The organism is Embleya sp. NPDC059237 (genome assembly GCF_042754105.1).
GTDB lineage: Bacteria > Actinomycetota > Actinomycetes > Streptomycetales > Streptomycetaceae > Embleya.
Genome location: NZ_JBHZAE010000020.1, coordinates 81,847 through 99,828 on the forward strand (window position 1 = coordinate 81,847; position 17,982 = coordinate 99,828).

Here is a 17,982-nt window from a genome sequence, read left to right on the forward strand (position 1 = left end):
GCCAAACAGCCCGGCCGGCGCTCGAGGCCAAACAGCCCGGCCGGCGCTCGAGGCCAAACAGCCCGGCCGGCGCTCGAGGCCAAACAGCCCGGCCGGCGCTCGAGGCCAAACAGCCCGGCCGCATGGCGCGGGTGCGTTACACCTCGCGTACGTGGACCCCCGCCCCCTCCGCAAGGAGCGAGTGCAGGGACAGGAACACCTTCCGCGCCTCCACCGCGTTCCAGTCCGCCGGCAACAACTCCGCCGGCAACCCCGGGTCGAGATACGGCAACCGCCGCCATTGGGTGAGCATCGGCACATAGGCCCGAAACGCCTCCCCCGGCGAAATCACCGCCCGCCCCCCAAGCTCCGCCGCAACCGGCCCATACGCGTCCGTGAACAGCGCGTACTGCTCCTCGATCGCCTCGAAGTCCCACCACTCCCCGACTGCCTCGCCGAGCCGCGTCGCACTGGCCGCATCCCCCGTGAACAGGTGTACGTAGTCCGCCAGTTCAACCCGCTCCAGCGTCCGCCGAGCGTCCTCCAACAATCGCGCCGGCGCGATCCACACCCCCGGCGACACGTTGCCGAAACCCAGCCACGTCAACCGCGACCGCAACTGGTGCCGATGCGCCCGCTCCGACTCGGGCACCGAGAAAATCGCCAGCACCCACCCGTCCGACAGCCGCGCCGGCTCCAGATTGCCGAAGATCCGCCGATCGCCCTCGTCGAAGATCGACTCCATCGCCGGGCTCAGCCGATAGCCGGTTCCCTCCCGCCGCTCCTGGATGAGCGTGCCGCGCTTCTTCAGCCGCGAGATCGCCGACCGCACCGCCGGTGCGTCCACGCCGAGTTCGCCCATCAGCACGATCAGGTCGGCGATCGAGATCCACCCGCCGAGCCCGCGCACGAACGCGCCGTACACGGTGTTGATCAGGGAGCTGGGCCGGGCCGAGGTCTCCGCCATGGTCGCCTTCCTCGCGGAGTCTGGTTCGGCGGTGATCCTATCCGGGCGCGGGCCCCGCCCCGGCGACCGGCGTACCCTCGGCCGCGCGCCGCCGCAGCTCCCCGCGCCGCAGCTTGCCGGTGTTCGTACGCGGCAATTCGTCCACGAACTCCACCAGGCGCGGGTACTTGTACGGCGCCATCGTCTGCTTCACGAACCCCTGCAACGCCCGCGCCGTCGCCTCGTCCGCACTCACCCCCGGGTGCAGCACCACATACGCCTTGACCACCAGCCCCCTGCGCACATCCGGCGCCCCGACCACCCCGCACTCCGCGACGTCCGGATGCGTACCGAGCACCGCCTCGACCTCGGGACCGGCGATGTTGTACCCGGACGACACGATCATGTCGTCACTACGCGCCTGATACCAGAAATAGCCATCCTCATCCCGCACATACGTATCACCGGTGATGTTCCACCCATCACACACATAGTCGACCTGCCGAGCGTCATCGAGATAGCGACATCCCGTCGGCCCCTTCACCGCCAACCGCCCCGGCGTCCCATCCGGCACGGGCAAGCCGTCCGACCCGAGCACCACGGCCCGAAAACCCGGTACCGGCAGCCCGGTCGCCCCCGGCCGGATCGCATCGTCGGCCGCGGAGACGAACACGTGCAGCAGTTCGGTCGCCCCGATCCCGTCGATGATCCGCGTCCCGATCGCGTCGTGGTACGCCTGCCACACCCCGACCGGCAACGCCTCCCCCGCCGACACGCACCGCCGCACGCCCGCGAGCAGGTCGACGAGCCCGGCGCCGAGGATGGCCCGATACGCGGTGGGCGCGGTGAACAGTACGGTGACCCGCCGCTCGGCCACCACGGCTGCCAGTTCCTCCGGCGTCGCCCGCTCCAGGAGCAGCGTGGCCGCGCCCACCCGCAGCGGGAACACCACCAGCCCACCGAGCCCGAAGGTGAAGCCCAGCGGCGGCGTCCCGGTGAACAGGTCGGTCGGCTCCGGCCGCAGCACATACGCGGAGAACGTGTCGGCGATCGCCAACACGTCCCGATGGAAGTGCATCGTCGCCTTGGGCCGCCCGGTCGTCCCGGACGTGAACGCGATCAGCGCCACGTCGTCGCACGCGGTGTCGACCGCCTCGAACACGGTGCTCTTCGCGGCGCAGCGGGCGGCCAACGTACCCTCACCCGCCCCGCCGTAGTCGACCACACGCAGCCCGGGGGTGTCGGCGGCCTCCAACTCGGCGGTGAAGCGGTGGTCGCACAGGGCGACAACCGGTTGGGCGATCCGGTGGATGGTGTCGAGTTCGTGCGCGCGCAGCAGCGGCATGGTGGTCACCACGACCGCGCCGGCCTTCAGCGCGCCGAACCAACTCGCGACCAGCCAGGGGTTGTTGGGGCCGCGCAGAAGGATCCGATGACCGGGCAGCACGCCCAGGTCCTCGGTCAGCACATGCGCGATCTGGTTGGCGCGGGTGAGCAGGTCGCCGTACGTCCAGGTCTGCGTCGCGGTGACCAGGCACCGCCGTTCGGCCCCGTGTCGGGCGATGGTGTCGTCGAGCAGGGCCGCGGCGCAGTTGAGCCGGTCGGGGTAGCGGACCTCCGGCACATCGAAGACCAGTTCGGGCCACTGCTCGACGGGCGGCAACCGGTCCCGGCAGAACGTGTCGACGTGCGCGGAGGGACGGAGCTGCATGAGGGCACCTCATCCTGTTGCCATCGTGACGACAGTCAACGGTACGCGACACCCGCACGGGATGACATCCCCTCGGCACACCCGCAGCCGACGCGGCCCACCGCCCCACCACCCGACGCCCCGACCACCCGCCGCCCCCTCAGGCCGACCCCCCGTTCACCACCAGCACCGTGCCGCGACCGATCGCGCAGACCGTCTCGGTGCCGTCCTCCGCGCGCATGACCAAGGTGCAATCGCACACCGCCTGCCGCCGCCCGGCATGCACCACGTGCGCCTCGGCCCGCAACATCACCCCCTGCGCCGGCCGCAGGTACTGGACCTGGACACTGCCGGTCAGCACCGCCGCCCCCAGCGTGCTGCCCGCGGCGAAGGTGATCGCGTTGTCCGCCGCATACGCCAGCACGCCGCCGTGCAAGTAGCCGTTCTGCTGCCGGAGTTCGTCCCGCACGTCGACCTCGAGGGTGGCCCGCCCGGCACCGAACTCGGTGACCCGGGCGCCGACGAGCCGGCTGAACGGCTGGGCCGCGAGCACCGTCTCGGCGAAGTCGAGCCCGAGGGGGCCGGTCGACGGGCCGTCGGGGGTGTCGGTCATGGCGCTACCACCGTTCGTTCGGGAGCCGGATGCCCGACCATCGATATCAGAGTCGGCCCGCCCGCCGCCGTGCGCCCTCGGGCACAATCGGGACGTGTTCGAACTGCTGCCGGGCGTGGGCGTGGTGCTGCCGCGCGGCGCCGGCGTGTTGCGTTTCGGGATGAGCGAGCAGCGGGCCCAGTGGACGTTGTCCACGGTTTTGGACGTACGCGCCTATTGGTCCTGCGCCGGCACCCGCTACCACGACGACGGCCACCGGAGGTTCTGGAGCTTCGGCGGCTCCCTGGGCGCCCTGCGCGTGGACGTGACCGGCTCCGAACACGGGTGCCGCACCATCGCCTTCGAGCGACTACCGGGCACGACGACGGACCCGGTGGTGTGGCGGGACGTGGACCTGTTCGGGTATCCGGCCGACGAAGTCGAGGCGGCGCTGCCGGGGGCGGCGGAGCGCGAGCGGATCGGGCTGCTGCTGGACCCGCCCGCCGCCGGGCCGGCCGCGTCGACCGACGACCGGCCGACCCGGGTACGCCTGACCACCGAGGACGTGTCGGCGTACCGCCCCGGCTGATCACCCCCACCCGCCGGATGCGCTTCGTCACACGGCACCACGATGGCGAATTTGGACAGCTTCCCTTACCGTAGGCCCCCGTTTCGGCCCGGCCCACAGTCTGTCGGCCCTCGGCCTTCGGCTTGCCGGCCCTCGGCCCACAACAAGGAGAGCGACGTCATGGCGCGGGAAAAACTGGGTGTGGCGATCGTCGGGACCGGATTCGGGTGCATCACCCACCTGCCGGCGTTCCGGGACGCGGGCTTCGAGGTACGCGCCCTCGTCGGCCGCGACCCCGCCCGCACCGCCGAGCGCGCCGAGCGCTTCGGCGTCCCGCACGCGTACACCGACCTCGACGCGGCGCTCGCCCTCGACGGCGTGGACGCGGTGAGCGTGGTCACGCCCCCGCACACCCACGCCGAGATCGTGCTCGCCGCGATCGCGGCCGGGAAGCACGTGGTCTGCGAGAAGCCGTTCGCGAGCGACGCGGCCGAGGCGGCCCGGATGCTGGCCGCCGCCGAACAGGCGGGTGTGGTGCACCTGTTGGGCACCGAGTTCCGCTGGCAGTCGTCCCAGGCGCTGCTCGCCCGACTGATCGCCGCCGGCGCGATCGGCGAACCCCGGCTCGCCACCTGGCTGTTGCACATTCCGGTACTGACCGGCCCGGCCGCCGAGGTGCCCGCGTGGTGGGGCCGGGCCGAGGACGGCGGCGGCTGGCTCGGCGCTCACGCCTCGCACTGGATCGACCAGATCCGGCACACGCTGGGCGAGTTCGAAGGGGTCAGCGCCGGCCTGCCGCTGGTCGCGGATCGGCCGGGGCAGAGCGCGGAGGACACCTTCAATGTGCGCTTTCGCACGGTGAGCGGGGTGGAGGGCACGCTGCAGAGTTCGGCCGGCGTCTACGGTCCGCCGCTGATGACCACGCGTGTGGCGGGCACGCACGGCACGGCCTGGGTCGAGTTCGACGACGTGTGGCTCGGCGACGCCGCCGGCGACCGCCGGGTGGACGTCCCCGAGGACCTGGCCAACCCGGACCCGATCGCGCCGCCGTCCGACCTGATGCACACCGCGTACGACCTGCTGCACTCGATGGGCATCGACCGCGCGCCCTACGCCCGCCTGGCCGGCACCTTCGCCGCGCTGATCGCCGGCGACCCGATCCCCGACCACCCGCGTCCCGCCGACTTCGCCGACGGCGTGGCCGGCCAACGTATCCTCGACGCGATCCGCGCCTCCGCCGCGACGGGCGGCGCGTGGGTGGCCTGCGGCTGAGCGCGCCCGCGGCTCAATCGCCCCGGGTGTGCGAGTTCAGCGGGGTCGGGTGGGCGTGATGCAGCGCGGCCAGGCCGTACAGGACCCGTACGTCCGGCCAGTCGTCCTCGACCCGGTACCGGTTCTCGAAGTCGTCGTCGAAGAAGCGGAACACGTCCGCTCCACCGCGCGTCCACCGGGTCTTGATCGGCATCCGGGGAAACTCGCCGCCGAACAGGATGGCCGCCGCCATCACCGCCCACACCGGCGAGAACAACCACCACCAGCACCAACCGACCACCTCGCCCTTGACCGCGGACAGCGATCCCCCGTCGGGCAGTTCGACGTGCCACGAGGTCCGCCGCGGGGGCAGCACGCTCCCGCGGCGACGGGTGACCCGCCCCAACGACTCGCCCGCCGGGCCGGCGATGCGGTAGACGGCCCCGGTATCGTCGGCCGACTCCGTCTCGACCGTGATCGCGGCCGACTCGCGCCCGGGGTCGGCCCACAACGTCAGGTGCCGCCAGTCCTTGTGCCGCCCACCCCCGTCCGGCCGGGTGTCGTCGATGTACAGCAGGTCCTCGAAGCTGTCGTGCCGGTCGGAATCCCGCCGCATTCCCAGCGCCGGGCCCCGCCAGACGTCCTCCGGCAACTTACGAAGCGCCATCGAACCGTGCCGTCCCCGAATCCCGAACACGGCACCTTGCGCGACACCGACCGCAGACCTCATCCGCTCCCCCGAAAAGCCCCGGCGACCCGCGCCGACTCCATGGCGACTCCATGGCGCCAGACGGATGGTACGGCCTACGGAATCCTTCGTTCCGACCGGAGCGGGTGGTCGAACCGATCGAGCAGCAGGGCGAGATACTTCTCCAGCCGAGCACCCAACAGGTCGGATGTCAGGTCCGCCCGTCCCGCCTCCCGCCACGGCACCGCCACCTTCTCCGCGTCCGGGGCGAACGCGAGCGCGTCGAGCAGCCGCCAGTACAGGTGGTCCGCCGGATCGTCGGCGAGCCGACCGCCGGCCGCGAGGTAGGCGGCGGGGAAGCACATCCCGACGGCGGGCCCGTGCAGCAGGGCCAACGCGGTCGAGCAGTGCGCCACGTCCAGATCGGCCGGTCCCCACGAGGTCTCGACCCAGTCGACCACGCCGGAGATCCGCACCTCGGCGCCGTGCCCGGCAAACAGCACATTGCCCGGATGGAAGTCGCGGTGCAGGAAACACCCCTGGTACGCGGGCGGTTCCCGGCGGATCAGCTCCACCGCCCGACGCCAGACCCCGGCCCGGACGGGTGCGGCCGGCACGCTCACCCGCTCCGGCGCGGTCCAGGCCTGATAGTCCCGGGGCCGGGTCTCCTCGGTGACCGGCACCGCATGGATCGCCACCAACTGCCGGGCGAGCAGGCCGATCCGCACCGCCGCGCCCTCCTCACCCAGCCGAATCCCGCCCGGGAGCAGCGACATCAGCAGGGACGGATGGTCGCAGTACGCGCCACGCGCGTCCACCGCCAGGCAGCGCGCCACCGGGACGTCGATCGCGGCATCGACATCGGCGAGCAGTGCGAGGATCGCCGCCTCCCGAGCCAACAGCCCCTCGGCGTGCCGGAGAAAGAAAGGTTTCACGAACGACCGCAGTACCAGGGCCCGTTCCCCATCGCCCCCGACCACCCGCAGCCGCCGCATCACCGACGTCCACCCACCGATGAGCCGTTCGGCCGCCACCACCCGCTCGCCCGCCGGCAACGCTCCCTCGACCCACGCCCGCGTGGCCCGCCACTGCGCCGCGTCGTCGCCCGCATCCCCATCGCCGATCACGCCTGGGAGCCTAACGCCGCAGTCGCGAGCCGATCGCCCGACCGAAGCGGCCACCGCGTCACACGGGCCGTGGGCTCACTCCTCCAACGCCTGCGGGCGCAGGTCCAACCGGCGCAACAACTGGGCGTTGAGGGCGACCACGACCGTGGACAGGCTCATCAGGATGGCTCCCACCTCCATCGGGAGCACCACCCCCGCCCAGGCCAACACGCCGGCGGCGAGCGGGACGGTGACGATGTTGTAGCCCGCCGCCCAGACCAGGTTCTGCCGCATCTTGCGGTAGACGGCGGTGGACAATCGGCGTACGCCCAGCACCGCGCGGGGGTCGTCGGAGGCCAGCACCACGCCCGCCGACTGCACCGCGACGTCCGTGCCCGCACCGATCGCGATGCCGACGTCGGCCCGGGCCAGCGCCGGGGCGTCGTTGACACCGTCGCCGACCATGGCCACCCGCAGGCCCCGGGACTGGAGTTCGGCCACCTTGGCGTCCTTGTCGCCGGGCAACACCTCGGCGAAGACCTCGTCCACCCCGAGTTCCCGGCCCACCCGGGCGGCCACCTGGCGCGCGTCCCCGGTGAGCATCCCCACCCGTACCCCGGCCGCATGCAACTCCCGCACCGCGTCCGGGGATTCGGGCCTGATCTCGTCCTCCAGGGCCAACGCCCCAACGACCTCGTCGTCGGCCGACACGTACAACACCGCCGCGCCGCGCCCGACCCACTCGTCGGTGGTCGCCGCCACCTCGTCGGGCACCCGGACACCCGTCTCCCGCAGCAGTGCGGGCCCGCCGACCCGGACCCGGACCCCGCCCACGTCCGCCTCCACCCCGCGCCCGGTCATCGACCGGAACCCGGTCGCGGCATCCGGCCGCCCGTGCTCCTCGGCGGCCCGTATGATCGCCCGGGCGAGCGGATGTTCGCTCTCCCGCTCGGCCGCGCCGGCGAGCAGCAGCACCTTCGATTCGTGCCATCCGGGCGCCGCGACGGCCCCGGTCACCGCCGGCGCGCCGCGCGTGAGGGTGCCGGTCTTGTCGAACAGCACCACATCGACGTCACGCATCCGTTCCAGCGCGATCCGATCCTTGATCAGGATGCCCTGACGCGCCGAGAGTTCGGTGGAGATCGCGATCACCAGCGGGATGGCAAGGCCGAGCGCGTGCGGGCAGGCGATCACCAGGACGGTGACCGTACGCTCGATCGCCGATCCGCCCTCGCCGAGCAACGACCAGGCGAGCAGCGTCAGTACGGCCGCGCCCGCCGCGTAGTAGAACAGCAGCGCCGCCGCCCGATCGGCCAACGCCTGGGCGCGCGACCGGGATTGTTGCGCCTCGGCGACCAACCGCCGGATCCCGGCCAGTTGGGTGCCCTCGCCGGTCGCGGTCACGGTGACCCGTACCGCGCTGTCCATCGCCACCGTACCGGCGACCACGGTGTCCCGCACTCCGCGCGGCACCGGCCGGGATTCGCCGGTGATCATCGACTCGTCGAACTCGGCGGCGCCTTCGGCGATCGTCCCGTCCGCCGGTACGCGCCCACCGGAACGCACGAGCACGGTGTCGCCGATCTCCAGTTCGGCCGCCGGGACGCGCTCGAACTCCCCGTCCGGGCCCACCCGTTCCGCTTCGTCGGGGAGCAGCGCGGCAAGCGCGTCCAGGGCTCCCGAGGCGGCGCCGAGGGCCCGCATCTCCAACCAGTGGCCGAGCAGCATGATGTCGACCAGCAGGACCAGTTCCCACCAGAAGTCCAGGTCGTGCGAGGCGATCTCCAAAGTGGAGGCCCAGGACGCGCCGAACGCGACGGTGATCGCCATCGCGATCAGGGTCATCATCCCCGGCTGTCGCGCGGCCAGTTCGTCGCGGGCGCCGGTGAGGAACGGCCACCCGCCGTAGCCGAACACGACGGTGCCGAGCAGCGGCGGAATCCAGGAGGATCCGGTGAACGAGGGCTCGTGGTAACCGAGTACGTCCGCGAGCATCGGGCTCAACACGAGCACCGGGACGGAAAGCAGCAGACTCAGCAGAAACTTCCGCCGAAACATCTCGGCGTGCCCGGCATGACCGGCGTGCCCGCCATGCCCTTCGTGCCCGCCATGCCCTTCGTGCCCGCCATGCTCGGCGTGCCCGGCGTGCCCGGCGTGCACGCCACCGTGCGTGCCGGGTGCCACCCGCCTCGCCCCGTCGGCGAGTTCCGCGTCGCTCGGATCCCCGTCCCGGCTCGCATGCTCGTCCCGGTCGATCCGCCCGCGCTCCATCGTGATCCCTTCCCTCGACTCCTCGGCCGCCGCAATCCATCACATATACCACCCAGGGGTATATACAACACCGACCGACCCGCGCTGATTCCTTGTGATTCCGACAGAACCGTCCGCATCTCGGGCCTGCGGCGGTATAACCAGAGACCAGCCCCTCTCCCCCGGGAGGCCAAAATGGTGCGTCAACCCCGGTCCCGCAGCGTCGACTGGTTGTGGTGGGCGACCTCGTCGGGCGAACTGCAGCCCTTCCTGGACCATCCGGACCACGATCAACAGGAGATAGCCCGGGAAAAGTCGGCGGTCGCCGTACAACTGGCCCGCCTCGGCGACCCACTCGTCGACTGTCTGGCGGCAATCGCCCCCGACGTCCTCGCCGACGCCCTGTGGCGGTTGCCCAACCCCACCCGTACCGACACCCTGCGTGCCCTGCGGGTCCCGCCCGCCCGGCGCCCCACCCCCGCGATCGCGGAACACGCGCTCAAGCGGCTGCGCAAGCAGACCGCGAGCGTGCGCGGCTACACCGCCCAGGTCGTCACGCTGCCTGTACTGCGGGTGCTACTGCCGGCGACGCTGGACACCGACCCGGACGCCCTGGACGGCGAGATCCTGGAGAGCCTGAAGACCTCGGGGTTCACCCCCGACCTGGTCCGGCTCACCGCGCTCGCCGACTGGGGCTTCAGCTGCCAGGCCGCCGCGCTGCTGCGTCTCGTCCTCACCGAGGCCGATCTCGCGCTGCCCGGCTGGCCCGCCGACGTGATCACCGACATCGTGGCCGCCTGCCGCCGATTCGAGGAGTTCTGCCGCAACCGGATGTGTGGCGGCGAGGAACCCCCGTCCCCGCTGCGCTCGCTCGACGACGCGCTCGGCCGGGCCCGGGCCGCCGCCGACTCGATCACCGCCGCCGTCGCGGCCGGCCGGGCCCCGGAGGACGCCGACCTGACCATGCTCACGCTCGTGGGCCCGGCGGTGACCGAGGCCCGCGAGGCGGTCGGTGCGCTGGTCGGCGCCGAACCGGACACCCTGCCCGAGGACCGACCGGGCCTGGCCGCCACGATCACCGCGCACGAGGCCGCCGTACATGCTCGCGAACTCGCCGACGTGGACCGCTTCCGACGCCTGGACGGCCCACCCGCACACGAGCCGGCGATCAACGAACTCCGCGAGCTGGCCGCCGACCTGAGCGAGCGTCACGAAAACTGGGAACCGGACGACCGACGCCGCGTGTGCGCCCTGGCCGACCTCGGCGCGCTGATCGACGCGATCGCGGCGGACCGCGACGACGGCGTGGACGAGTTGGCCGAAACGGTCCGCCTTCACCTGCCCGACCCGACCATCGTCAACGCCGCGTTACGCGGCCGGTTGTCCTGGCACCGGACATCGGACCCCACCCCGAACACCGAGGCCGAAACCGAGGCCCCACCCGAACCGGCCGGCGATACCGAAGAGCCGCCGCAAGGTCCGTCCCCGGCAGCCGAAACCGCGTCACCCGAAACGGAGGACACCGGGGAGGACCGGGTCGACCCGGTCGAGCGCGACGAGAAAACCGCATCGGGCGCCGGCGCGGACGAGACGACGGCGCAACCCGAGGAACCCGAGCAGGCCGAGCCTACCGAGGAGACCGGGCGCACCGGCCGAACCGAACCTGCCCGACAAAGCGACTCCGCCGACCCGGTGCCCCCGACCTCCCCCGACCGCGAATCCGTCGCCCTGCTCGGCGAGCTGATCGGTCGCGGCGACTACGCCTCCGCGCACGCCCACGGCGCCGACGATCCGGAACGCGTCTCCGCGCTGCGCGCCCTCGCCCTCGCCGACGGCGCGCGTTCGGACACCGGCGCGCTCGCGATGTCGCTACGGGACGAACTCGACGAGATGGCGATGCGCTCACCCAGCCACGACCGCGCGACCCAGCTGCTGACCGTGGCCGCCGCCGCCCGCGCCGCCGTGTTGTGTGGGCACAGCACGTACGGCCTGCTCCAGGAGGCCGCCGCCGGCCTGAGCGACCTGCCCGCCGTGGCCGGCCTGGCCCGACACATCGCCACCGGCTCCGCCCAGGGCCTGCTCGGCGGCTCGCGCAACCTCGGCGCCCTGGCCGCCCTGGCAGAGGCCGAGGCGGGCGCCGCGACCTGTGCCGCCGACGCCGCCGAGGCCCTGCAACACCCGCGCCACCTGCGCTTCCCGCGCGCGACCTCGATCGCCCAGTTGTGGTGGCGTCCCGAGGACGGCCTGCTCGGTCGCATGTTGCGGCTCGCGGGCGGCAACGACCGGCGCGATCTGGAGGAGGTCGCCGAGACGTTGCGCCGGCTCACCAAGCATCACGAGCTGGAGAACCGGCTGTCCGCCATCGACGAGGAGTTCCGCAACGGCAAGGGCCACCGCCTGGAGGGCCCGGCTCGCCGGCGACTGCTCGAATACGCGCGTGAGTCGCTGGGCACGATCGGCCGCTGGGTGGACGCGATGCGACGGGTGGTCGAGACCGAGGCGGAGGCCGAGTCCTGGATCGCGGGACCACTCACCGACCTGCGCCACACCCTGATCGCCGACCGCCCCGAGGCCGAACGCGAACTCGCCGACCTCGCCGCGCACACCGGCGACCCGGTCGTCGCCGGCGCCGCCCGAGCCGCCGCCGCCAGCCTGGCCGCAACCCTGGACCTCCTCGACGGGCGTCCACTCACCGGCCCCGAACCCGCCCCCGCATCGATCCTGGGCACCCCTCCGGAACCCGCCACGTCCGCGGACCACCCCACCGAGCCACCACCCACATCCGCGGCCCTCCCCCGAACAACCCTCGACCCCGGGCTCGACGAAACCCCGCCCACGGGACCGACCGCGGCCCGGATCCCACCCCGCCCCACCGACCCCCCACCACCCAACCCGACCGCCGCAACCCGCCTACTCCCCCCGAACGCCCACTGACCCACGAGAACGCCCGGTCCGACACCACACCGAGCCACGCACAACCCCGAGCCGCAGCACACCGGCACGCGCATCCGGGCCCGCGCCCACACCAGGCGCATCCACCCTGGGCCCACCACACCCGCACCATCCGCACGCAGCCACACCATCGGCCCCAGGGGTCCCGCCCGCCCTTGGCCCACCGACCCCGGACTCCGCGCGCAGCCGCCCACCGGCGGCCTACGGGACCTCTTCCTCCGGGATGACGTGCATCGCCGCCTCCTCGGCCCCGGCCGCGCCGCCGTCGATGCCGACATCGCGGGCGATCGCCTCCGACTCGGTGTCCTCGTGCGCGCCCTCGTCCGCCGCGACCAGCCGGCCCGCCCTGGGATCGGGGCCGCCCTCCCACTCGTCCGACACCGCGTCGTCGTCGGCGATGTCCGGCTCCTCTTCGGCCAGCAGCTGGTCGAGCGATTCGCCGCGTCGGGACTCCTCCGGGGTATTGCCGTAGCGCTCCGCCGCCGACCAGCGGTCGGGCGGCACGATTCCGGTGTCGAGCGGGTCGTACGACAGGTCGTCGGTGGACAGTGTGTCCTCGGGGCCGAGGACGCCGTCGTCGCCGGGAGTGTCCGGGGAATCCTCGACCGGGTCCCACGTGTCGTCGCTCATGGCCTGCCACCTTCCCTGATGTGCTCGTGCCCGCGTGCCCGGGACACAACCCTGTCCCCGGCGATCCGAGTACGGTGCCCAGCGCCCGCCGGTTCATTCGGAGCGGTCCGGCGTGCCGACCCAACCCACACCCGTCCGGCCGGTTGGAGACGGGCCGCGAATCCATGGCTCACGGCCCACCCGGGCGCTCGTTCCAACGAAGTAGGCGGCTTCACCCGTCTCATGCCTGAGGCTGATTTTTCCTGACGGATTTGGACGATCTTTGACCGCCGGCGCAGGGTGGTCCAGGGGGTCAGGGACGGAAGGCCCGGTCCTGCACGGCCGGGGAGGGAGCGGACACGATGCACGAGGCAGCGAACGGGATGCACGAGGCGCAGACGCGCGAGACGAACCGCGACGATTGGCGGACCCTGCACACCGGGACCCGGGAGTCGGCGGCGCGAGCGCTGCGTGCCGACCTGCTGCACGCGGGCATCACCGAGGCCGACCTGTCCCGACGGGTGACCGAGGCCTGGGCGGGCTCCGTGGTGACCGTCGCGAGCACCGGCCGGCAGTTCCGCGTCACCCGCACCGTCGCCGCCGCGCCGACCGTCTCGCTGAGCGACCGCGGATCGAACTGACCGGGCCGGACCACCCGAACCCGAGACGATCCGAGACGGGACCTTCCACCGCACCCCCCTGCCGTGCTGTGCTGTGCGCCATGGTCGATGAACCCACATACCCCACGGTTCCGCACCGGCACCGAGGCGTCCCCGCTCACGAGGCGGAAGCCCGCAGCCGTGCCTTCCACGACGTGATGGCCGAGCGTCGAACCGTCCGCGACTTCTCGTCCCAACCGATCCCGGACAACGTGGTCGAATGGGCGATCCGTACCGCCGGCACCGCGCCCAGCGGCGCGAACGTCCAGCCCTGGCGCTTCGTCGTGCTCACCGATCCCGAGCGCAAGCGGCGGCTGCGCGAGGCCGCCGAGCAGGAGGAGCGCGAGTTCTACGCACATCGCGCGTCCGAGGAGTGGTTGGCCGCGCTCGCCCCGATCGGCACCGACTGGCACAAGCCGTTCCTGGAGGACGCGCCGGCGGTGATCGTGGTGTTCGAGGTGCACAAGGGACCCGACTCGCCGCGCCCGTACTACACGAAGGAATCGGTCGGCATTGCCGTCGGCCTGCTGCTCGCCTCGCTGCACCAGGCCGGGCTGGCCACGCTGACCCATACGCCGAGCCCGATGCGCTTCCTCAACGAGGTGTGCGACCGCCCCCCGGAGGAGCGCGCCGCGGTGGTCATCCCGGTCGGCTACCCGGCCGAGGACGCCCGCGTCCCCGACATCCACCGCAAGCCGCTGGACCAGGTCCTGGTCCGCCTCTGACCGCGGGCGCGGTCCGGTCCGAACCGTCCCCGGAAGCCCTCGGCGCGACCCGAACACCTGCGCCGAGGGCCGCCCCTCTGCGATCCTGAACCGGCACGTTCGGGTCCGGATCAGCCGTACGAACGGGGGCGTTGATGAGTGTCGTCGCGGGGAAGATCATCGACGAATCGATCGTCGTGGCCGCCGACTCCCAGGTGACCTGGGGCCAGGCCAAGACCGAGGGCACCAAGCTGTACAAGATCGGCGAGAACCTGATCTTCGGCGGTGCCGGACTGTTGCGCGACATCAATCTGATGCGCCTGTTCCTGGACACGCACACCCCGTCGTCCGCCGAGGAGCGCGACGTCCTGGAGTTCTACGCCGAGTTCGTCGAGTGGGGCAAGCGCAAGCTGTCCAGCTTCGAGCCCAAGTCGGAGTTCATGTTCGCCTTCGACGGCAAGCTGTTCGAGACGGGCGGCGACTTCGACGTCTTCTACTACGACTACGGCGCGATCGGCTCGGGGTGGGAGTACGCCCGGGCCGCACTGCACCTGGGCCACACCCCCACGCAGGCGGTCGGCGTCGCGTGCGACCTGACCATCTTCTGCATGCCGCCGGTGACCGAGTTCCGCATACCGCGCCATCCGCAACAATCCGCCGGCCGGGAGCACGAGGCCATCTGAGGACGATCTTCCGTGGGGTCCGCCGCAATCCGGAGCTAACCCTGTGTTTACGTGGACTCTCGTAAGCTCTTGCCATGGCCGAACAGCCCATCCCGGCGGACCTGATCGAACTGCAACGCGCGCGTGACGCCGCTTACGAGGCGATCGCCCGATCCGCGGGGCAGGTGTCCGAACACGAGCTGGCCCGCCTGTGGGCCACGGCTCACGACGCGGTCGCGGCCCTGCACGCCCATCCGGCGATGATCACCAACGCCGACCGCACCCACCTGATGACGCGCCTGCGCCGCGCCGCCCAGGCCGCCTGACCCACCGGCGCGCCCCTGGCCGCCGTCCGAGGACGCGGCCGCCGCCCTGGCCCTGGCCTGGTCGTGTGGCCCCCGCCCTGCTCGCCCGTCGACACGGCGCCCGGGCCGACTGCTCGGCGAACTCGCAGGCACCGGCCGACTCGCCGCGGCCCTCTCGTCCCCGACCCCACAAACGCCGCCGGCCGCGACGCCGCCCCCCGAAAGGGTCGGTGTCGCAGCCGGCGACGTGCGAGAAATCCCCGGGCTCAGAGGCCCGCGGCGGCCTTGAGCGCGTCCACGCGGTCGGTGCGCTCCCAGGTGAAGTCCGGGAGGTCGCGGCCGAAGTGGCCGTAGGCCGCGGTCTGGGCGTAGATCGGGCGGAGCAGGTCCAGGTCGCGGATGATCGCGGCCGGGCGCAGGTCGAACACCGTCCCGACGGCGGCCTGGATGGTCTCCACCGGCACCGCCTCGGTGCCGAAGGTCTCCACGAACAGGCCGACCGGCGCCGCCTTGCCGATCGCGTACGCGACCTGCACCTCGCAGCGGCGCGCCAGCCCGGCGGCCACCACGTTCTTGGCCACCCAGCGCATCGCGTACGCGGCGGAGCGGTCCACCTTCGACGGGTCCTTGCCGGAGAACGCGCCGCCACCGTGACGGGCCATGCCGCCGTAGGTGTCGATGATGATCTTGCGGCCGGTCAGCCCCGCGTCACCCATCGGGCCGCCGATCTCGAACCGGCCCGTCGGGTTGACCAGGAGCCGGTAGCCCTCGGTCTCGATGCCCAGGCCGGTCAGCTCCGGCTCGACCACGTATTCGCGGATGTCCGGCGCCAGCAGCGAGTCCAGGTCGATGTCGGCCGCGTGCTGCGAGGAGACCACGACCGTGTCCAGGCGGATCGGCCGGTCGCCCTCGTATTCGATGGTGACCTGGGTCTTGCCGTCGGGGCGCAGGTAGGGGATGGTCCCGTTCTTGCGCACCTCGGCCAGGCGCTTGGACAGCCGGTGGGCGAGCGTGATCGGCAGCGGCATCAGCTCGGGCGTGTCGTCGCACGCGTAGCCGAACATCAGACCCTGGTCGCCCGCGCCCTGGCGGTCCAGCTCGTCCTCGTCGCCGTCGACCCGGTTCTCGTAGGCCGTGTCGACGCCCTGGGCGATGTCGGCCGACTGCGCGCCGATGGACACCGAGACACCACAGGAGGCGCCGTCGAAGCCCTTCTTCGAGCTGTCGTAGCCGATCTCCAGAACGCGCTCGCGCACGATCGTGGGGATGTCGGCGTAGCCCTGGGTGGTGACCTCTCCGGCCACATGCACCTGACCGGTGGTAATCAGCGTCTCGACGGCGACCCGACTCTTGGGGTCTTCCTTGAGGAGAGCGTCCAGGATGGAATCGCTGATCTGGTCGGCGATCTTGTCCGGGTGACCTTCGGTCACGGACTCAGAGGTGAACAGGCGGCGGGACACATCGCTCCCTGGGGTTGCAGCGGCTGCTGGCTCTGACAAGTGGGCCCGACCATCCCGACGAGTCCGCACCGGAAGGGCACGGACGGGAAGGAACGGACGGGTCCACCGAAATGCTGGAGCCGAGTTTATCCCCCCGAGACCCGCAAGCGGGCGGGGTGCCCCCCGAGAACATGGGCGTGGCGTTGCTCACTTTGTGTCAAATTGCAGCCATCAAGCGTAGGGATCGACCGGCGAACTAGCCGAAACGGGACACGACGAGATCCCAGACGACCTCCGCCAAATCCTCCTTCGGGCCGTGCGGAACGGGTGTCTCGGTGCCGTCGGCGGCCAGGATCACCGCCTCGTTGACATCCGTGCCGAACGTCAATTCCTCGCCGACCCGGTTGACCACGAGCAGGTCGCAACCCTTGCGCGCGAGCTTGGCGCGCCCGTTGGCGAGTACGTCGTCGGTCTCCGCGGCGAAGCCGACCACCACCTGGCCGGCCCGGGCCCGGTCCCGGGAGATTTCGGCGAGGATGTCGGGATTCTTCACCAGCGCGATCGGCTCCGGCTCCGCGTCGGTCTTCTTGATCTTGCCGCCCACCCGGTTCGCCGGGCGGAAGTCGGCGACCGCCGCGGCCATCACCACGCAGTCGGCGTTCTCGGCCGCCTTGGTCACGGCCTCGCGCAGATCCACGGCGGTGCCCACGTGCACCACGTCGGCGCCTGCCGGATCCGGCAGGCCGGTGTTGGCCTCGATCAGGGTGACCCGCGCGCCGCGGGCGATCGCGGTGCGGGCCAGCGCGTACCCCTGCTTGCCGGACGAGCGGTTGCCGAGGAAACGGACCGGGTCCAGCGGCTCGCGGGTGCCGCCGGCGCTGACCACCACGTGCCGACCGACCAGGTCGGGCGCGGTGACGCCGCGGGCCAGGGCGCGCCGGACCACCTGGAAGATCTGCTCCGGGTCGGGCAGTCGGCCCTTGCCGGTGTCCTTGCCGGTCAATCGGCCCACCGCGGGCTCGATCACGATCGCCCCGCGCCGGCGCAGCGTCGCGACGTTGTCGACGGTGGCCGGGTGCTCCCACATCTCGGTGTGCATCGCAGGCGCGAACACCACCGGACATCGCGCGGTGAGCAGCGTGTTGGTGAGCAGGTCGTCGGCCAGCCCGTGGGCGGCCTTGGCGAGCAGGTCGGCGGTGGCGGGCGCGACCACGACGACGTCGGCGCTCTGGCCGATGCGTACGTGCGGGACCTCGTGCACCGCGTCCCAGACCCCGGTGGCCACCGGTTGCCCGGACAGCGCCGACCAGGTGGCCGCGCCGACGAAGTGCAGCGCGGACTCGGTCGGTACGACCCGGACCTCGTGGCCCGACTCGGTCAACCGGCGCAGGAGTTCGCACGCCTTGTACGCGGCGATGCCGCCGGCGACGCCGAGGACGACGCGGGGTCGGGGTCCGCTACTCATCGCTGCTCCTGCTCCTCCGACGCGGCCGGCCCGGGTGCGACCGGCACGGCGAGCCTACGTCACGGCCCGGGACGGCCCGATCTCGCCTCGCGCGGACCGGTGTTGCGGCCGCGATGC

At 72.1% G+C, this 17,982-nt stretch carries 16 protein-coding genes; 7 read left to right on the forward strand and 9 right to left on the reverse strand.

Features of this window, described 5'->3' with window-relative positions:
- Positions 1-136: 136 nt before the first annotated feature.
- The 3 genes from ACFXKZ_RS42295 to ACFXKZ_RS42305 form a co-directional block, all read right to left on the reverse strand.
- Complete coding sequence (locus ACFXKZ_RS42295; protein ID WP_380010080.1) at positions 137-946, reverse strand: PaaX family transcriptional regulator C-terminal domain-containing protein; 810 nt, start codon at positions 944-946, stop codon at positions 137-139.
- Positions 947-983: 37 nt separating this feature from the next.
- Positions 984-2,636 (reverse strand): AMP-binding protein, encoded by a 1,653-nt coding sequence (locus tag ACFXKZ_RS42300; RefSeq protein ID WP_380010083.1) that lies wholly within the window; start codon positions 2,634-2,636, stop codon positions 984-986.
- A 139-nt stretch (positions 2,637-2,775) separates the two neighbouring features.
- The gene (locus ACFXKZ_RS42305; RefSeq protein ID WP_380010086.1) at positions 2,776-3,228 is read right to left on the reverse strand and encodes a PaaI family thioesterase; all 453 of its coding nucleotides are present in this window, start codon (positions 3,226-3,228) and stop codon (positions 2,776-2,778) included.
- A 94-nt stretch (positions 3,229-3,322) separates the two neighbouring features.
- Between ACFXKZ_RS42305 and ACFXKZ_RS42310 the strand changes: the two genes are divergently transcribed.
- Both ACFXKZ_RS42310 and ACFXKZ_RS42315 read left to right on the forward strand, forming a co-directional pair.
- Positions 3,323-3,796 carry a hypothetical protein gene (locus ACFXKZ_RS42310; protein WP_380010089.1) on the forward strand — a complete coding sequence of 158 codons (474 nt, stop codon included), beginning with the start codon at positions 3,323-3,325 and terminating at the stop codon, positions 3,794-3,796.
- 159 nt (positions 3,797-3,955) lie between these two features.
- Entirely contained in the window at positions 3,956-5,047 is a 1,092-nt protein-coding gene (locus ACFXKZ_RS42315) for a Gfo/Idh/MocA family protein (protein ID WP_380010092.1), read from the forward strand.
- Positions 5,048-5,060: 13 nt separating this feature from the next.
- Here ACFXKZ_RS42315 and ACFXKZ_RS42320 read toward each other — a convergent pair whose 3' ends face one another.
- The 3 genes from ACFXKZ_RS42320 to ACFXKZ_RS42330 all read right to left on the reverse strand — a co-directional run bounded on the left by ACFXKZ_RS42320 (position 5,061) and on the right by ACFXKZ_RS42330 (position 9,091).
- On the reverse strand, positions 5,061-5,693 hold the full coding sequence (locus ACFXKZ_RS42320) for a hypothetical protein (RefSeq protein ID WP_380010095.1): 633 nt from the start codon (positions 5,691-5,693) through the stop codon (positions 5,061-5,063).
- A 137-nt stretch (positions 5,694-5,830) separates the two neighbouring features.
- Entirely contained in the window at positions 5,831-6,841 is a 1,011-nt protein-coding gene (locus ACFXKZ_RS42325) for a phosphotransferase family protein (RefSeq protein WP_380010098.1), read from the reverse strand.
- A gap of 75 nt (positions 6,842-6,916) precedes the next feature.
- Positions 6,917-9,091 carry a heavy metal translocating P-type ATPase gene (locus tag ACFXKZ_RS42330; RefSeq protein ID WP_380010101.1) on the reverse strand — a complete coding sequence of 725 codons (2,175 nt, stop codon included), beginning with the start codon at positions 9,089-9,091 and terminating at the stop codon, positions 6,917-6,919.
- A gap of 174 nt (positions 9,092-9,265) precedes the next feature.
- Here ACFXKZ_RS42330 and ACFXKZ_RS42335 point away from each other — a divergent pair, with 174 nt between their 5' ends.
- Complete coding sequence (locus ACFXKZ_RS42335) at positions 9,266-12,004, forward strand: hypothetical protein (protein ID WP_380010104.1); 2,739 nt, start codon at positions 9,266-9,268, stop codon at positions 12,002-12,004.
- Positions 12,005-12,223: 219 nt separating this feature from the next.
- On the opposite strand, the gene ACFXKZ_RS42340 is transcribed toward ACFXKZ_RS42335, so the two are convergent.
- Positions 12,224-12,652 (reverse strand): DUF5709 domain-containing protein, encoded by a 429-nt coding sequence (locus ACFXKZ_RS42340; protein WP_380010107.1) that lies wholly within the window; start codon positions 12,650-12,652, stop codon positions 12,224-12,226.
- 341 nt (positions 12,653-12,993) lie between these two features.
- On the opposite strand from ACFXKZ_RS42340, the gene ACFXKZ_RS42345 reads away from it, so the two are divergent.
- From ACFXKZ_RS42345 to ACFXKZ_RS42360, 4 genes are all read left to right on the forward strand, one after another.
- A complete protein-coding gene (locus ACFXKZ_RS42345; protein WP_380010110.1) occupies positions 12,994-13,272 on the forward strand; it encodes a hypothetical protein in 279 nt (92 codons plus the stop codon).
- A gap of 80 nt (positions 13,273-13,352) precedes the next feature.
- Positions 13,353-14,015, forward strand: coding sequence for a nitroreductase family protein (locus ACFXKZ_RS42350; RefSeq protein WP_380010113.1), 663 nt, complete (start codon positions 13,353-13,355; stop codon positions 14,013-14,015).
- Positions 14,016-14,149: 134 nt separating this feature from the next.
- Complete coding sequence (locus ACFXKZ_RS42355; RefSeq protein WP_380010116.1) at positions 14,150-14,677, forward strand: hypothetical protein; 528 nt, start codon at positions 14,150-14,152, stop codon at positions 14,675-14,677.
- Positions 14,678-14,751: 74 nt separating this feature from the next.
- Positions 14,752-14,982, forward strand: a complete 231-nt coding sequence (locus ACFXKZ_RS42360; RefSeq protein ID WP_380010119.1) for a hypothetical protein — start codon at positions 14,752-14,754, stop codon at positions 14,980-14,982.
- A gap of 245 nt (positions 14,983-15,227) precedes the next feature.
- Here ACFXKZ_RS42360 and metK read toward each other — a convergent pair whose 3' ends face one another.
- Both metK and coaBC read right to left on the reverse strand, forming a co-directional pair.
- Positions 15,228-16,421 carry a methionine adenosyltransferase gene (gene metK / locus ACFXKZ_RS42365; RefSeq protein WP_380010122.1) on the reverse strand — a complete coding sequence of 398 codons (1,194 nt, stop codon included), beginning with the start codon at positions 16,419-16,421 and terminating at the stop codon, positions 15,228-15,230.
- Between the two features lie 235 nt (positions 16,422-16,656).
- On the reverse strand, positions 16,657-17,865 hold the full coding sequence (coaBC, locus tag ACFXKZ_RS42370) for a bifunctional phosphopantothenoylcysteine decarboxylase/phosphopantothenate--cysteine ligase CoaBC (protein ID WP_380010125.1): 1,209 nt from the start codon (positions 17,863-17,865) through the stop codon (positions 16,657-16,659).
- Positions 17,866-17,982 lie beyond the last annotated feature (117 nt).

What these genes read in the sequence shown, in the direction of transcription:
- ACFXKZ_RS42295 (WP_380010080.1), bottom strand. Translation starts at nt 946, where the DNA reads ATGGCGGAGACCTCGGCCCGGCCCAGCTCCCTGATCAACACCGTGTAC.
- ACFXKZ_RS42300 (WP_380010083.1), bottom strand. Translation starts at nt 2,636, where the DNA reads ATGCAGCTCCGTCCCTCCGCGCACGTCGACACGTTCTGCCGGGACCGG.
- ACFXKZ_RS42305 (WP_380010086.1), bottom strand. Translation starts at nt 3,228, where the DNA reads ATGACCGACACCCCCGACGGCCCGTCGACCGGCCCCCTCGGGCTCGAC.
- ACFXKZ_RS42315 (WP_380010092.1), top strand. Translation starts at nt 3,956, where the DNA reads ATGGCGCGGGAAAAACTGGGTGTGGCGATCGTCGGGACCGGATTCGGG.
- ACFXKZ_RS42320 (WP_380010095.1), bottom strand. Translation starts at nt 5,693, where the DNA reads ATGGCGCTTCGTAAGTTGCCGGAGGACGTCTGGCGGGGCCCGGCGCTG.
- ACFXKZ_RS42330 (WP_380010101.1), bottom strand. Translation starts at nt 9,091, where the DNA reads ATGGAGCGCGGGCGGATCGACCGGGACGAGCATGCGAGCCGGGACGGG.
- ACFXKZ_RS42335 (WP_380010104.1), top strand. Translation starts at nt 9,266, where the DNA reads ATGGTGCGTCAACCCCGGTCCCGCAGCGTCGACTGGTTGTGGTGGGCG.
- ACFXKZ_RS42340 (WP_380010107.1), bottom strand. Translation starts at nt 12,652, where the DNA reads ATGAGCGACGACACGTGGGACCCGGTCGAGGATTCCCCGGACACTCCC.
- ACFXKZ_RS42345 (WP_380010110.1), top strand. Translation starts at nt 12,994, where the DNA reads ATGCACGAGGCAGCGAACGGGATGCACGAGGCGCAGACGCGCGAGACG.
- ACFXKZ_RS42350 (WP_380010113.1), top strand. Translation starts at nt 13,353, where the DNA reads ATGGTCGATGAACCCACATACCCCACGGTTCCGCACCGGCACCGAGGC.
- ACFXKZ_RS42355 (WP_380010116.1), top strand. Translation starts at nt 14,150, where the DNA reads ATGAGTGTCGTCGCGGGGAAGATCATCGACGAATCGATCGTCGTGGCC.
- ACFXKZ_RS42360 (WP_380010119.1), top strand. Translation starts at nt 14,752, where the DNA reads ATGGCCGAACAGCCCATCCCGGCGGACCTGATCGAACTGCAACGCGCG.
- coaBC (WP_380010125.1), bottom strand. Translation starts at nt 17,865, where the DNA reads ATGAGTAGCGGACCCCGACCCCGCGTCGTCCTCGGCGTCGCCGGCGGC.